The 15130-nt window shown below is 43.6% G+C and carries 11 protein-coding genes; 7 read left to right on the forward strand and 4 right to left on the reverse strand.

Translation table 11 applies throughout. From position 1 onward, the window contains the following. Positions 1 to 389: 389 nt before the first annotated feature. The gene (gene putA / locus I3252_RS02920; RefSeq protein ID WP_238034159.1) at positions 390 to 3644 is read left to right on the forward strand and encodes a bifunctional proline dehydrogenase/L-glutamate gamma-semialdehyde dehydrogenase PutA; all 3255 of its coding nucleotides are present in this window, start codon (positions 390 to 392) and stop codon (positions 3642 to 3644) included. A gap of 11 nt (positions 3645 to 3655) precedes the next feature. After that, positions 3656 to 4348 carry a 1-pyrroline-5-carboxylate dehydrogenase gene (locus I3252_RS02925; protein WP_045446201.1) on the forward strand — a complete coding sequence of 231 codons (693 nt, stop codon included), beginning with the start codon at positions 3656 to 3658 and terminating at the stop codon, positions 4346 to 4348. Between the two features lie 173 nt (positions 4349 to 4521). Here I3252_RS02925 and I3252_RS02930 read toward each other — a convergent pair whose 3' ends face one another. Beyond that, the gene (locus I3252_RS02930) at positions 4522 to 5694 is read right to left on the reverse strand and encodes a cupin domain-containing protein (RefSeq protein WP_238034160.1); all 1173 of its coding nucleotides are present in this window, start codon (positions 5692 to 5694) and stop codon (positions 4522 to 4524) included. 156 nt (positions 5695 to 5850) lie between these two features. Here I3252_RS02930 and I3252_RS02935 point away from each other — a divergent pair, with 156 nt between their 5' ends. Further along, the gene (locus I3252_RS02935; protein WP_109591335.1) at positions 5851 to 6045 is read left to right on the forward strand and encodes an NF038104 family lipoprotein; all 195 of its coding nucleotides are present in this window, start codon (positions 5851 to 5853) and stop codon (positions 6043 to 6045) included. A 124-nt stretch (positions 6046 to 6169) separates the two neighbouring features. Here I3252_RS02935 and purB read toward each other — a convergent pair whose 3' ends face one another. The 3 genes from purB to mnmA all read right to left on the reverse strand — a co-directional run bounded on the left by purB (position 6170) and on the right by mnmA (position 10847). Further along, positions 6170 to 7561: an adenylosuccinate lyase gene (purB, locus tag I3252_RS02940; protein WP_238034161.1), complete on the reverse strand. Its 1392-nt coding sequence runs from the start codon at positions 7559 to 7561 to the stop codon at positions 6170 to 6172. Between the two features lie 149 nt (positions 7562 to 7710). After that, complete coding sequence (locus I3252_RS02945) at positions 7711 to 9567, reverse strand: hypothetical protein (protein WP_238034162.1); 1857 nt, start codon at positions 9565 to 9567, stop codon at positions 7711 to 7713. Positions 9568 to 9620: 53 nt separating this feature from the next. Then, on the reverse strand, positions 9621 to 10847 hold the full coding sequence (gene mnmA / locus I3252_RS02950) for a tRNA 2-thiouridine(34) synthase MnmA (RefSeq protein WP_087815219.1): 1227 nt from the start codon (positions 10845 to 10847) through the stop codon (positions 9621 to 9623). Between the two features lie 260 nt (positions 10848 to 11107). On the opposite strand from mnmA, the gene ispF reads away from it, so the two are divergent. The 4 genes from ispF (at position 11108) to mnmG (ending at position 15040) form a co-directional block, all read left to right on the forward strand. Beyond that, positions 11108 to 11611: a 2-C-methyl-D-erythritol 2,4-cyclodiphosphate synthase gene (gene ispF, locus I3252_RS02955; protein WP_045446213.1), complete on the forward strand. Its 504-nt coding sequence runs from the start codon at positions 11108 to 11110 to the stop codon at positions 11609 to 11611. A gap of 216 nt (positions 11612 to 11827) precedes the next feature. After that, the gene (gene grxD, locus I3252_RS02960; protein ID WP_045446215.1) at positions 11828 to 12178 is read left to right on the forward strand and encodes a Grx4 family monothiol glutaredoxin; all 351 of its coding nucleotides are present in this window, start codon (positions 11828 to 11830) and stop codon (positions 12176 to 12178) included. A gap of 171 nt (positions 12179 to 12349) precedes the next feature. Further along, positions 12350 to 12880 carry a hypothetical protein gene (locus I3252_RS02965; RefSeq protein WP_087815221.1) on the forward strand — a complete coding sequence of 177 codons (531 nt, stop codon included), beginning with the start codon at positions 12350 to 12352 and terminating at the stop codon, positions 12878 to 12880. A gap of 264 nt (positions 12881 to 13144) precedes the next feature. Beyond that, positions 13145 to 15040 carry a tRNA uridine-5-carboxymethylaminomethyl(34) synthesis enzyme MnmG gene (mnmG, locus tag I3252_RS02970; RefSeq protein WP_087815223.1) on the forward strand — a complete coding sequence of 632 codons (1896 nt, stop codon included), beginning with the start codon at positions 13145 to 13147 and terminating at the stop codon, positions 15038 to 15040. The last annotated feature ends 90 nt before the right edge of the window (positions 15041 to 15130 follow it).

A 15130-nucleotide genomic window follows, 5' to 3' on the forward strand; every position in this document is an offset into this window, starting at 1 on the left:
AGAGGTTTTTCTTACAGTGAATTAGCAGCACCCCAGATGGCAGATTTTTTTGCTAAAGCGATTTTTTCGTTTTAATGTAGCGATATCTGATCATCACACTCCTTTCACTACAAACAAGAAGAAGGCACTAATGCCGCTTAGCTGTTCGTTGTTGCCTTTGTATTGTTAACGTAGCCCGTTTAACAGTCGAACGACCTACTTAACCGCTTCCAGCCTACGCTGGATTTTCTCGTTTTGTGATGGCGCCGTTTGGACTTTTGATTATTGTTATAAGTATCTATCGATAGCTATCATCTAAATGAATGATGGTGATGGCTAGTTATACCAGACGATCAGACTTCCTAAAGCACTATTTATGATGGTTTTTAAACGATAGTTATGGAGTTGTTATGAACCCAGTAGACCAGTTTACCCCGCAAGAGCCGATTTTGTTTAATCCTGTCGATTTGCTATCGCCAGACTACATTACCCAGTCGGCAGAAACTCTGCACGCCCGTATTTCGCCGTTGTATAGCGTCGATGAAGAGCGCTGGTTGTCCAAATTATTGCCACTGGCTGAACCCAGCACAGAAGAACGTGACGCCGCTGCTGAGCAAACGCGCCAGCTGGTTGAGCATGTACGTAATGATGGCAAAGCGGTCAAGATGGTCGACTCATTACTGCTTGAGTATAGTCTTGATACCCAAGAAGGTATCTTGCTGATGAGCTTAGCAGAAGCCTTGATTCGAGTGCCAGACAATTATACTGCTGATGCCTTGATTCATGACAAAATGAGTGTGGCTGATTGGAAAAAGCACATCAAAAATGACAACGGTTTTATGGTCAATGCCTCGACATGGGGCATGATGATGACAGGTCGTGTCGTCAGTATTGATAGTAGCACCACAGCATCAGGCTTTTTGGATCGCATGACTAAAAAGATGGGTGAGCCTGTTATTCGTAGTGCCATGCAAAAAGCCATGCGGATCATGGGTCATCAGTTTGTATTGGGCGAGACCATCGAGGACGCCAATAAAAATAGCCAGCCTTATCGTAATAAAGGCTATACCTATTCGTTTGATATGCTCGGTGAAGCGGCTATTGCGCATAAAGACGCTGAAAAATACTTCAATGACTACCTGCATGCGATCAGAGCCACTGCCAGTATCAAAGTCAAAGAAGGCATGCCTAAGCCATCAGTATCTATCAAGCTGTCAGCATTGCACCCTCGCTATGAAGCCACGCAAGAAGCCCAAGTCATGGGTTTATTACGTCAACGCTGCTTGCTGCTCATCGAAGCGGCACGTGAAGTCAACGTTGACCTTAGTATCGATGCCGAAGAAGCCGACCGCCTTGAAATTTCTTTAAAACTGTTTGAGTCTTTGTACCGTGACAATTTGACGGCTGACTGGGATGGTCTTGGCTTGGTCGTGCAAGGTTACTCTAAGCGTGCCATTGCTATTTTGGTGTGGCTGGCTCGCCTATCGACTGAGGTGGGAGATCGTATTCCAGTACGTCTGGTAAAGGGTGCCTATTGGGATACTGAGATCAAGCTTGCCCAGCAAAAAGGTCTGTCAGGCTATCCTGTCTGGACACGTAAAGAAGGCACGGATACTGCTTATCTTGCCTGTGCGCGTTTCTTATTATCAGATCATCTGCGCGGCTTGATTTGGCCACAGTTTGCGACACATAATGCGCACACCCTAGCGTCAATTATGACCATGAGTAAGCATAGAGACTTTGAGTTTCAGCGTCTACATGGTATGGGCGATGCGCTTTATGATCATATCTTACAAGCGTATAAAATTCCGGTACGTATCTATGCCCCAGTTGGCGCGCATAAAGATTTGCTGCCGTACTTGGTACGTCGCTTGCTCGAAAACGGCGCCAACAGCTCGTTTGTCCATCAGCTGCTAGACAAGTCTTATCCGATTGAGAAGCTGACAGTACATCCCTATGACAAGCTGCTGGCCAATGCGACGTTACACAATCCAGAGATTCCGTTGCCGTTAGAGATTTATGGTGCGCGCCGTGCCAGTTTTGGTCCTAATATATTCGTAGAGTCACAATGGCTGCCCTTTAAATCTGCTATCGATAGCCATTTGCATAAAACTTGGTCAGCGACGTCCATCGTCAATGGCAAAGCAGTTGATGAATATGAAGTAGAGGGCGTAACGCACAAGCTTGAGACTCAAACCGTACGTGCACCTTGGAACCACGAAGTAAGTGCTGGTGAAGTCACTTATGCCAATGCTGAAATAGCTGGTCAAGCAATCGATGCGGCAGTGGCAGGGCAACGTGTCTGGCAAGCAGTATCAGCTGCTAAGCGTGCTGAAATATTGCGTAAGATAGCGGATCTCTATGAAGAAAACTACGCTGAGCTAATGGCGCTATGCCAAATCGAAGCGGGAAAAACCCTTCAAGACGGTATTGATGAAATCAAAGAAGCGGTTGATTTCTGCCGTTTTTATGCCGATGAAGCAGAGCGTTTAAACGACGTCGTGCATGAATTCACCGATTTGGCTGGCAAGCAATCTCGTCAAGTTTATAAAGCACGTGGCACCTTTGTCTGTATTAGCCCATGGAACTTTCCATTGGCTATCTACACTGGTCAAATCGTAGCGGCACTAGCAGCAGGCAATACGGTTGTGGCGAAACCTGCCGAACAAACCAGCTTGATTGCCCATTTTGGTGCTCAGCTAATGTACCAAGCAGGCGTACCAACACAAGCCTTACAGTTAGTGATCGGTGCTGGCGATGTTGGTGGTGCATTGACAGCGGCTGACAATATAGCAGGTGTGATATTTACGGGTTCAACCCAAACGGCTCAACGTATTAACCAAAGCCTAAATGATCATGCACAAGCCAGTGGTGAGCTACCTGTCTTTATCGCTGAAACTGGTGGTCAGAATGCTATGATTGTCGATTCAACGGCATTGCCAGAACAAGTGGTTAGAGACGCTGTCTTATCTGCATTTGGTTCAGCAGGTCAGCGTTGCTCAGCTTGTCGTATATTGTGCGTGCAAGAAGAAATGGCTGATAATTTAATTGAGCTATTACAAGGTAATATGGCTGAGCTATCGGTCGGCAATCCTTTATATGCTGCTACAGATGTGGGCCCAGTGATTGATGCGGATGCCAAACGTAGTCTTGAAGCGCATATCGAGCGTATGGACGCTGAGCCAACAGCGACTATCTTGGCACAGACACCAATGAGCTCAAGCTCAGTTGTCAGTCAAGAACAGTCTACCTTTGTATTGCCAACAGCGATCGAAGTGAAAAGTATCGACGTGATCGGTGGCGAGCATTTTGGTCCGATTTTGCACGTACTGCGTTATCAAGCACGTGATCTGAATAAGCTGATTGATGCCATCAACGCGACAGGCTTTGGTTTGACCCTAGGTATTCATAGTCGTATCGAAAATACCGTTGAGCACATCGAGCGCCGTGCGTTTGTAGGTAATACTTATATCAACCGCAACCAAATCGGTGCCGTCGTAAACGTACAACCATTCGGTGGTTGTGGTCTGTCTGGCACGGGTCCTAAAGCTGGTGGCCCGCATTATGTCGCACGTTTGATGCAGCTTAGCTCAGAGTCAAATAGCAACAACCGGACGACTGCTAATACTACTACCCAAACCACCACTCAAACAGAACTCGCATAAGGAGTAGCAACATGGCGACTGAATTCAAAAAAAATCATGCCCAGGTTTGTGAATCTTGGCGATTACTTGGCGCAGTGAATCGCGCAACATATCTGCAAGCGGCTATTCCAAAGTTGGCGCTGCTGACTGGTGACGCCAATAAAGCAAAGCGTTTGTTCAATCATCTATTGAGCGCCGCGCCTAGCTTGGATGAGGTGCATCGCATGACTGGTGCAACTGGTGAATCCAACGATCTATATGTCACTGGTCGTGGTAAGACCATGGTTATTGGTGGTGAATCTGCTAGAGCAATGGCGGTATTAGGACAGCTGGTAGCCGCACTATTGACAGGTAATGAAGTCATTCTGCATTGCCCAAGCCAAGATGAGATGTGCAATGAAGCTGCCAAGATATTATATGATACAGGTATCAGCGAAGATGTATTGAGTGTGGCGAATGACTCGCAAACCGTCACGCTTTTATATATCGATCGTCTGGCACAGGTTGCAGTCTCTGGCAATCGAAGCGAAGTGCAGACTATCAGTCAAGAGCTTGCCAATACAGACGGTATCTTAACGCAAGTCATTAGTGTCACCGATATGGAAGGCTTGTCAGAGATGCTAACGCCTGATTATTTACATCGTTTTGTCACTGAGCGTGTCAAAACAATCAATACCACAGCGATCGGTGGTAATGCAAGTTTGCTTGAACTTGGTACAGAATAACCGTTTAATTACAAACCCGCTTCGCTCTTATATCTGTTTTGATAAGTGCTAAGCAGTGTTTGGTATAGCTATAAATACCGAATATGATTTATAAGAAAAAACCGCTATCTGAGTAATTGTCGGATAGCGGTTTTTTTATTTGCGTTATTTGATTAATGTCTGATTAATAGATATTATTCAGCAATATCAATCCACACCCAGCCGTTCTCTAGCCATTCGCTCAAATCATCTGCATCAACATCGGTGACATCTTGACTATTTAGGTGTTCGCCATTAGCCAAACGCACCAATACCGCTACTGCGGTCTCGTCAAGCCCGTCAATGCGCTGACCATTGGCATATAGCACAATGCCATCATTAGTCTGGCTATAGAGCAAACGATTGCTATAATCCGCTTGTAAGGTGGCACCTTCTGCTAGAGCTTGCATGAGCTCATCCGTATCTAGTGTATCCTCTGGCATCAGCGCATCATACTGGCGTTTGCTGACGATTTCAGAAACTGCTTGACGAATGATATCATCACCACGCTCAGACTCTAGCATTTGTAATAGCTGATCTTTGATCGCATTGATGCTGCTCGCTTGCAATTCACCTGACGCTTGCAGCGCTTGTGGCAGCAGCATTGGGATAAATAAATCGCTATCGTTAGTGGCAATATCAGCCAAGCTGTCGATGATTTGCATCAAGTTGGGACGACGGCAGCCAAATGAAAAAGTTAAGCAATCGTCTTGTGCCACACCAAAATGCGATAGCTTCGGTGGTACGTAAAGTACGTCACCCGCTTCTAATATCTCATCAAAAATAATCTCACCCATATCATCAAATAGGCGAATCGGCTCATCAGCGACGAACTCAGTATCTTTATCACAGAATTTACCCAGTTGCCAACGTCTAGACCCAAACCCTTGCGCTAAAAACACATCATAATCGTCATAGTGTTTGCCGACTGAGCCACCTTTTGGCGCATAAGAAACCATGATGTCATCACGTTGCCATTGTGGAATAAAGTCAAAGGCTTGCCACAATTGACCAAGCTCAGGTGACCACTGTTCCATATTCTGCACCAGTACGGTCCATTGCTCAGGTAAGTTATCGAAATCAGTTTCAGTCAATGGGCTTTTTTTAAGTTGCCACTGCGCCTGACCTTCTCTTTTACCTGCTGCTTGAGTTAGTAAGCGTGCCGCAGCATCTTCTTCTAGTGCTAGACCAAGCATGTCGTCAGGTTCAAACATGCCAATTAGCTGTGGTAAGCCTTGTTTAATTAAGAGTGGCTTTTTTTGCCAGTATTCGCTTAAAAATTGCTCAGGCGTAATAGAGTCGGGTAAACAAAGCGGTATAGAAGTCATGGGTAGATCCGTGTGTTTAAGTAGAAAGGATATCAAGGTAGACAGAATATAAAACTAGAACAGTGCTTTATAGCTGACGTGTATTGGTTTATGATTAGCGTCTAGCTGATGGTCAAAATATAGCCATCAGTGCCTCTCATTATCCGTAGGAAATTTATGAAAAAATTACAGTTTATCGTCATCATCGCCAGTATGTTTATGCTGCAAGCTTGTGTGCATAAAATCGTCACTGTACCTGTAAAAGTCGCCTACAAAACCACTAAAGGCGTCGTCAAAGGTACTGTTGCTGTTACCAAAGCCATCATACCGGGTGATAGCAGTGATAAAAAAGATGAAGACGATAAAGAATAAAACCTCACCCATTAACTATGTATTTAAAAAATCATAGTGTTTAGAGTAAGGTTTTTTAAAAAAGATATAAATGAATGCTTGTTTATATCTTTTTTACATTTTATAAAGATAAGCTTGTCGCCAGTTAAATCTTAGCAATCCACTCTTTAATCGTGCGCGCTTGCTCCGCCGCATTACCGATATAAGTGGCAGGCGTCATCTCACGTAGGCGCGCTTTATCCGCATCGCTCACCGCAGATAGCTCATTACTTTCAACGAATGTCAGCATGGCTTCGCGAGTCATGGCATTACCACGAGTCAGAGCTTTAAGCTTCTCATATGGGTTTTCAACACGGTAGCGGCGCATGACAGTTTGAATCGGCTCTGCCAATACTTCTTGTGCATTATCCAAATCGTCGTTTAAGCGCTGGGCATTCAATTCAAGTTTGCTGACACCTTTTAAACAAGCATCATAAGCAATCATACTTTGCGCCAGACCAACACCGATATTACGAAGTACGGTAGAGTCTGATAAATCGCGCTGCATACGTGAAATTGGCAGTTTTTCACCCAAATGAGCCAGCATCGCGTTCGCAACGCCCAAGTTACCTTCAGAGTTTTCAAAATCAATCGGGTTGACTTTATGCGGCATGGTAGAAGAACCAACTTCACCATCTTTTAGGCGCTGTTTAAAATAGCCTAAGCTAATATATTGCCAAATATCACGGTTAAAATCAATTAAGATAGTATTAAAACGTTTGACTGCATCAAATAGCTCAGCGATATAATCATGCGGCTCAATTTGCGTGGTATAAGGGTTAAAAGTCAGCTCAAGACTTTCATCAATGAAGCGTTCTGCATGTGCTTGCCAATCGACGTCAGGGTATGAGGCGTAATGAGCGTTATAGTTACCAACCGCGCCATTAATTTTGCCTAATAGCTCTACTTGACCGACTTGTTTGATTTGACGGGCTAGGCGATAGGCGACGTTTGCCATTTCTTTGCCTAGCGTCGTTGGGCTAGCGGTTTGACCATGGGTGCGTGATAGCATGGGTTGGTCGGCATGAGCAATCGCCAAATCAACGATGCTATCAGTCAATTGCTGCATTTTCGCAACCACAATCTCGCGGCTGTCTTTTAGCATTAACGCATAAGACAAGTTGTTGATATCTTCACTGGTACACGCAAAATGAATAAATTCTAATGAATCTTCAAGTGCTGCCTGACCACGGAACTTGTCTTTGATGAAGTACTCAACGGCTTTTACATCATGATTGGTCGTCGCCTCGATATCTTTGATAGCTTGGGCATCTGCTTCACTAAAGTCATCAACGATACTGTTTAAAAAGGCATTGGTATCGACATCAAATGCTGCCAATTCACCAATAGCGCTGTTATCAGCCAATGACTGTAACCAGCGAACCTCAACGGTAACGCGAGCTTTAATCAAACCAAATTCAGATAAATAAGGACGCAAGCTGTCAGCTTTGGAGGCGTAACGACCATCGATTGGGGAGAGTGCGGTAAGTAAATTCATAATAATGCCTTTAAATTAAAAAAGTAAAAGTGATGAAAACTGTGAAATCACACAAATGAACACATCATATAAGACTGTGGTCAAAAAAATACGGGTAGTGTAGCAAATGTAGCCGTTGATAAAATCAAAATATGCATATAACGCTATTATTAAGGGGTATCGGGTGTATTAGAGTGTGTCTTGCCATACTTAGTATTAAAGTAAAAACTACGTTTTGTCCTTGGATCTAAAATTGAGGTTACCGTTTTAACAGTACCGTTATTGCCGATAGCGACACTGTCTGCGGCATATTCACTTGCTTGATGGATTGGATTCACAAGTTTTGACGTCACTATCGCGCCATTCACATTTTTTTCTTGCAAGATATCTTGTAGAACAAAGTTATTGATACTAAGGTTGGCTCGATTGGTCGCAGTAATTTTGTAGGCAATACATTGTCCTGGAGTTACTTCAGATAGGGCGGCTTTACTATAGGCAAGCTTGTTTTCTAGATTTGGTAACAATGAGGCGATTTTGCAATCATTAAGTGCTTGTTCTTTTTCAAGGACTAAAGCTGAATTTTTATCAATCACTCTGCCAAAGTTATTATTTTCATAGTTATACTTGTTAGTAGTTAAGGAAATAACAGTTTTTTCATTAGTAGTACGAATGGGATAAGTGCTACCACTATTTTCTTCAATCAGGCAGACAGTACTTTTGCCAGATAGAGAAGCGATAGGTATTTTAATCTCATATCTACCGACAATATTAGTAGGAATATTGATAGTTTCAAGAGGAGTATTAGTAGTACAGTCAACCAGTTTGACTGTGCTACCTGCAATACCACTTTCAGCAGAGTCAAAAGTACCATTGAAGAAGTTGATATTGTTATATATACCGCTGTCTATCGTAGCGTTATCTTTTTTGACATTGATGTCGCTATCGTTTATACCGCCATTATCATTGAATACAGTGCCTGAAAAGACGTAATTCAACGGTTCACTTTCTACCCCAAAGCTGATCCATTCATTAAATGTTTCACCGACTACGTTACGCGCAATGCCGATGTTACCATTCATAATCCCTTCATAAGTCAAAGTCACAGCGTTCGCGTTTCTTATCGCGACAACGTAATTGCTTTGACTGTTTTCAATGCCATAACTCACATAAGTGCCACCATTGGAAATAGCCGTATTAGATGAGAGTGCAGAATACGTGCTGCCATTATTGATACTTTTAATAATATTTTCAAAAGTTGGCGTCGGTGGTAAAACTCCGTTATTTGAATTGAGGCTTACTTGTTTATTCGTATTCAAGGTAGGGCTATATGGATTTTGGCTACCAGTAGCACCCGCTAGATTAGTAATATTATAATAAAATAAACCACTACCATTCACATTTGAGCTATCGGTACGCAGCTGCGGGTTGAACACAGCATTTTGTGAATTCAGCTGGGTACTATTGACTTTGCTGCCCATAAAATAATCACCCATTGCATTATAGTAATAGGGGACATCTGGGTTGTTTTTGATAGTGGCTTGCGCAGGTAGACTAATTTGACTATTTTGGGTAAAACTTAACGTTTGACGTGCAATTTCTGAGTTACCACCCATTGAATAGCTGGCTTGACCAATCTTTATGGTATGTATAGAGGCGTTATCGTTAGGCGTAATAGTAAAAGTGTACTTGAACTTATCTCTATCAATACTAGTATTAGAATCATTCCTGATCTCAATACCGTTGGTGCGCGTACCACTAGATGGTGTTATCTCAGCATTACTGTTATAACCAATATTTTCATTGCGAACCAAAGTAAAATGACCAGTAGCACCAGAACCTGCTGCGATATAGGTGCCAGAAGCAGTACCAGTCGAAGCATTAGAGCTGGTAACCGTAATACTACCCATCTTTGTTGATGCTGACTGTGCACTAAATGACGCAGCAATGAAAGTAAGCGTAAGACCTCTCTTTACCCATATCGAACAAGAAAATGAGATATTCAGCAAGGCGAAAAGGCGAGCGGTCATTCAGTATCCTAAAAAAAGACAAATCATTGTATTAATTAATGTTAAATGAGATGTCAAATCCCGCAAGGCGCGTCAATAGAGGCAATGACACCGCCGCCCAAACAAACCTCATCGATATAAAATACTGCTGATTGACCTGGCGTCACTGCCCGTTGCGGCGCATCAAATATCACTCGTACTTCTAAACCTTTATCATCAACAGAAAACACTCGGCACGCTTGGTCTGGCTGACGGTAGCGCGATTTTGCCATACAACGTAAACCTTCATCGGTAAATATATCTGCAGGCGGTAAACCATCGACCCAATCGAGCTTATAAGCTTGCAGCTCATTACTCAGCATCATGGGATGCTCATGACCTTGTCCAACGATCAAACGGTTGTTGTCCAAGTCTTTTGCCAATACGAACCAAGGCTCTTCTGGGCGATCTTTGACACCGCCAATGCCAATACCACCGCGCTGACCTAACGTATAATACATTAAACCATCGTGTTGACCGATAATGTGACCATCGTCAGTGACGATATCGCCTTTTTGTGCCGGCAAGTACTGTTGTAAAAAGTCTTTAAAGCGGCGCTCACCAATAAAGCAAATACCCGTTGAATCCTTTTTATTGGCAGTAATAAGATCATGTTCTTCAGCGATTTGACGAACCACTGGTTTTTCAAGCTCACCGACTGGGAACAGTGTCTTAGCGATTTTATCGCCGCCAACCGCATGTAAAAAGTAACTTTGGTCTTTATTGTTATCAAGCCCGCGTAATAGCTGCGCAACCTCAGTGCCATTAGCATTCGTATAGTTCATACTACGGCGCGTGTAGTGACCGGTGGCGATATAATCTGCGCCCAACGTCAAAGCATAGTCTAAAAATGCTTTGAACTTGATTTCTTTGTTGCACAAAATATCTGGGTTGGGCGTACGACCCGCTTTGTATTCGGCCAAAAAATGCTCAAAAACCCGATCCCAATATTCCATGGCAAAATTGGCTGTGTGTAGCTTCATACCGATTTTGTCACATACCGCTTGTGCGTCCGCTAGGTCGTCCATTGCCGTACAGTATTCGGTGCCGTCATCTTCTTCCCAGTTCTTCATAAACAGACCTTCGACTTTAAAGCCTGCTTGTTGAAGTAAAACGGCTGATACAGAAGAATCAACGCCACCTGACATACCGACAATCACGTGCTTGGCGCTAGGATTTTCGATATCGGCAAGTGTTAATGGACGATGAGTCGTAAAAGACTCGGAAACGGCTATGCTTGAGGTATCTTGTATGGCTGACATAAAGCGGCTCAACTATTTGTACGTTCTCCAAAATAGATATTGACGCCAAAAATTATGCCATTGCTACAATAGGTAGTCTCAGCAGAACGACGTCAGCTTATCTTTTGGATCTGGTATTATGATAAAATAAACGTCATATTATACCAGTTAATTGAAACTGGTGGCGACCGATGGTGTCTAGGCATTGGTAAAATCGCTTTAGAAATTTAGATAGTGGTTTTGAATTATTTTAATCACGTTTCACTCATCTTGGAATAATAATGATAAAAATTGGTCAAGGTATCGACGTTCACGCTTTTCACAATAATGGTCAGCAGCAGCAATATGTGGTGCTAGCAGGTGTGCCTATTGAACACACGCACAGCTTGCTTGCACACTCTGATGGAGATGTGGTGCTGCATGCGCTTGCTGATGCACTGCTTGGTGCATTGGCGCTTGGCGATATCGGTCAGCATTTCCCTGATACAGATGCTGCCCATGCAGGGTTGGACTCGCGGGTGCTGCTACGTTATGTCTACAGTAAAGTGCAAGAGGCTGGTTATAGTCTAGGCAACGCTGATATCACTGTGATGTGTGAGCGTCCAAAGCTGGCACCGCACAGCCAAGCCATGCGTGATAATATTGCCAGTGATTTGCAGACTGCGGTCAATAATATCAGCGTTAAAGCCACCACCACTGAAAAGTTAGGCTTTACAGGTCGGCAAGAGGGCATTATGGCCAATGCCGTGGTATTATTAGTGCCTAATGTTGTCGAATCTAGATAGCTTGGATCGGGTGTCATCGCTGTTTGAGCACTCCGAGTCATATTGACTGGGTCAGTTGCGCGCAGATTTTATCTATGTAGATTTTATATATATAGTCTATAGAGTTGTACTTGTAATACCGTGGCGCTTGCCCCATGTATCAGCCATCTCTTTTCTCAATCATTTTGTAATATCAATCACTGTTTTCAATGAACCGCTTTATCAATAGGAGCTTTTATGAGTGAACAAACCCCAAATACTGCTGCAAACGACGTTGAACAATTGATCCGTGATCAAATCCGTGACAATAAAGTTATTATTTATATGAAAGGCACGCCGCAATTTCCGCAGTGCGGTTTTTCTGCTAAATCGATTGAAGTTCTTACTCAAATCGGTCGTCCATTTGCGTTTGTAAATATTTTAGAAAACCCAGAAATCCGTGCGACGTTACCTAAAGTGGCTAATTGGCCGACTTTTCCACAGTTGTGGATTGACGGCGAATTGATGGGCGGATCAGACATTATTTTGCAAATGTATCAATCAGGCGAGCTTAAGCCATTGGTTGAAGCAAACAGCCCTGCTGCATAATGCTGAAAACACTTATCTAAGCTTTTTTATTATCAAGCTGATAAGTTTTAACAATAAAAGCTCGAGCCAGTCCTTAGATGGGCGCTCGGGCTTTTATTGTTTTTGTCAGTATTGACCCCATATATGGCTCAACAGCAAGCATTATAAAAACATAAATAATGAGAGAGTATTATGAGCAATCAACTAATAGAACAACAAACACCTGAACCGGTATCTGCTGAGCAAGCGACCATAGAGAAACGCCGTGAGCATTTAAAAAATGAATCCACGCGCATCATTGAAATTGCTGGCAATGAGCCACATTCAGCCCTGAAATGTATTCATCAGCTTAGCGTGGCAGGCGGCGCAACAGAAGCCACTTATATTGCGATTGAGCAGCGTATCGTTGCGGATCAAGATTCTGCGGGCGCTTATCATTTGGCATTATTGGCACAGAATACGCCAGATTTACCTATCGATGCGCGTCAACTTATCGAGATGGTCGTTAATAAAGGTAATAACCAGCAGCGTTTGGCATTGCTAAAAAACTTGCTGCTACCGCCAGTGGACATGATTAAAGAGCAAATTTTGGCGAGTAATGATGGCGATGCTATTGGCTTGATGAATGCTTATTTGCAGATCAATCCAGAAGGTTATGGCAGTCAGCATATGCTGAGCAGTGGTCAATCAGATCAAATCGTACCGCTGAGCCCTGGTAACTAGGCGCTAATTATTAAGTTACTAGTTACTAAGTTTAAAAATGATGCTTAACACTTAATGTAAATAGTTTCTACTGCGGCGTTTTTTAAGCATCAAAAAATTGTTATAATGATGGGTTAGCAATCCAATATCTAGCGGCTTTTCCAAGTCGTTAACTTTTTAAATCCGACTGACGTTTATTTGCTGATGACCATGCTATTTAGCCATAAAATTCTGGTAATGATAGTTTTTGGCTAAAAGCAGCGTTATGAGTCAAGTGAGGCGTATATGCAATACCCAAAAAATTACGACGTGGTAGTGATCGGTGGTGGTCATGCTGGCACAGAAGCTGCTTTGGCAGCCGCACGTATGGGCGCGCAGACCTTGCTGTTGACACATAATATTGAGACGCTCGGGCAGATGAGTTGTAACCCTGCAATTGGTGGTATCGGCAAATCCCATCTGGTACGTGAGATTGATGCGCTTGGCGGTGCAATGGCATTGGCAACGGATAAGTCAGGCATTCAGTTTCGTGTGCTTAACAGTCGTAAAGGTGCTGCCGTTCGTGCTACGCGTGCGCAAGCAGATCGTATTTTATATAAAGCCGCCATTCGCCATACGCTTGAAAATCAGCCAAATCTTGATATATTCCAGCAAGCAGCTGATGATATCTTAGTTGAAAATGGTCGTGCGACGGCAGTGGTTACTGCAACGGGTATTATCTTTAATACGCAAACGGTGGTACTGACTTCAGGAACGTTCTTGGGCGGGGTGATTCATATTGGTCTCGAAAGCTCAAAAGGTGGTCGTGCAGGGGATCAACCTTCTATCAAGTTGGCTGATCGTTTACGTGAGCTTAAGCTGCCAGTCGGTCGTCTAAAGACAGGTACGCCAGCACGTATTGATGCACGTAGCGTTGATTTTAGTGTGATGACCGTACAGCCGGGCGATACGCCACTGCCAGTCATGAGTTATATGGGTGATGTGTCGATGCATCCAGAGCAGGTCAATTGCTACATCACCCATACCAATGCGCGCACCCATGACATCATCCGTGAAAATTTAGACCGTTCGCCGATGTTCTCTGGCAAAATCGAAGGTGTGGGTCCACGTTATTGTCCGTCAATTGAAGACAAGATTCATCGCTTTGCAGATAAAGACAGCCATCAGATATTTATCGAGCCAGAAGGTTTGACGACACATGAGCTATATCCAAATGGTATATCAACAAGTTTGCCGTTTGATGTGCAGTTAGAGTTTATTCATAGTATGAAAGGCTTAGAAAACGCGCATATCACCCGTCCAGGCTACGCGATTGAGTATGATTATTTTGATCCGCAAAATTTGAAACCAACGCTTGAGACCAAATCTATCGATCGTCTTTACTTCGCTGGGCAAATCAATGGTACGACTGGCTACGAAGAAGCTGGTGTACAGGGTTTGCTAGCAGGTACCAATGCGGCATTGGTTACTACTAATAATAGTGAGTTTGAAACGTGGACACCGCGCCGTGATGAAGCCTATCTTGGCGTGCTCGTTGATGATTTGATTACCCATGGTACGACTGAGCCATATCGTATGTTTACGAGCCGCGCAGAATATCGTCTACTATTACGTGAAGACAATGCAGATCAACGCCTAACTGAGACGGGTCGCAAGCTTGGTCTAGTAGATGATGTGCGCTGGCAAGCGTATCAAGAAAAAATGGAGGCGATCACAACGGAGACCTCACGTCTCAAAGATATGTGGGCAACCCCTGCTAATACGTTGGGCAAAAAAGTCACAGAGCAAACGGGCGAGGTGCTGTCAAAAGAATCAACTGCTTTTGATTTGCTCAAGCGTCCGCAGATTCATTTTGCTGATATCGCTGCCATCACTGATTCGCAGGTCGATACACAAGTAGGCGAGCAGATAGAGATTTCTGTCAAATACGCAGGCTATATTGATCGTCAGCAAGAAGACATTGATCAGATGAAACGCCTAGAAAATACAGCGCTACCACTGGACTTTGATTATAGCGTGGTATCGGGATTATCGAATGAAATTGTACAGAAATTGACGCAAATACGTCCTGCGACGCTTGCTCAAGCAGGACGCGTGAGCGGTGTGACGCCTGCAGCCGTTCAATTATTAGCTATGACAGTGAAGAAACATAAAAAAGCGAAGGCCGCGCTAGATTCGTAATAGTAGTATAACTAGTATAACAAAAGCCCATAGCGATATATCGTTATGGGCTTTTGTTTGTTAAAAATACAGCCGCTGTTAAAAGAAAAT

Source organism: Psychrobacter sp. Ps4 (assembly GCF_022129285.1).
In the GTDB taxonomy this organism is placed as follows: domain Bacteria; phylum Pseudomonadota; class Gammaproteobacteria; order Pseudomonadales; family Moraxellaceae; genus Psychrobacter; species Psychrobacter immobilis_A.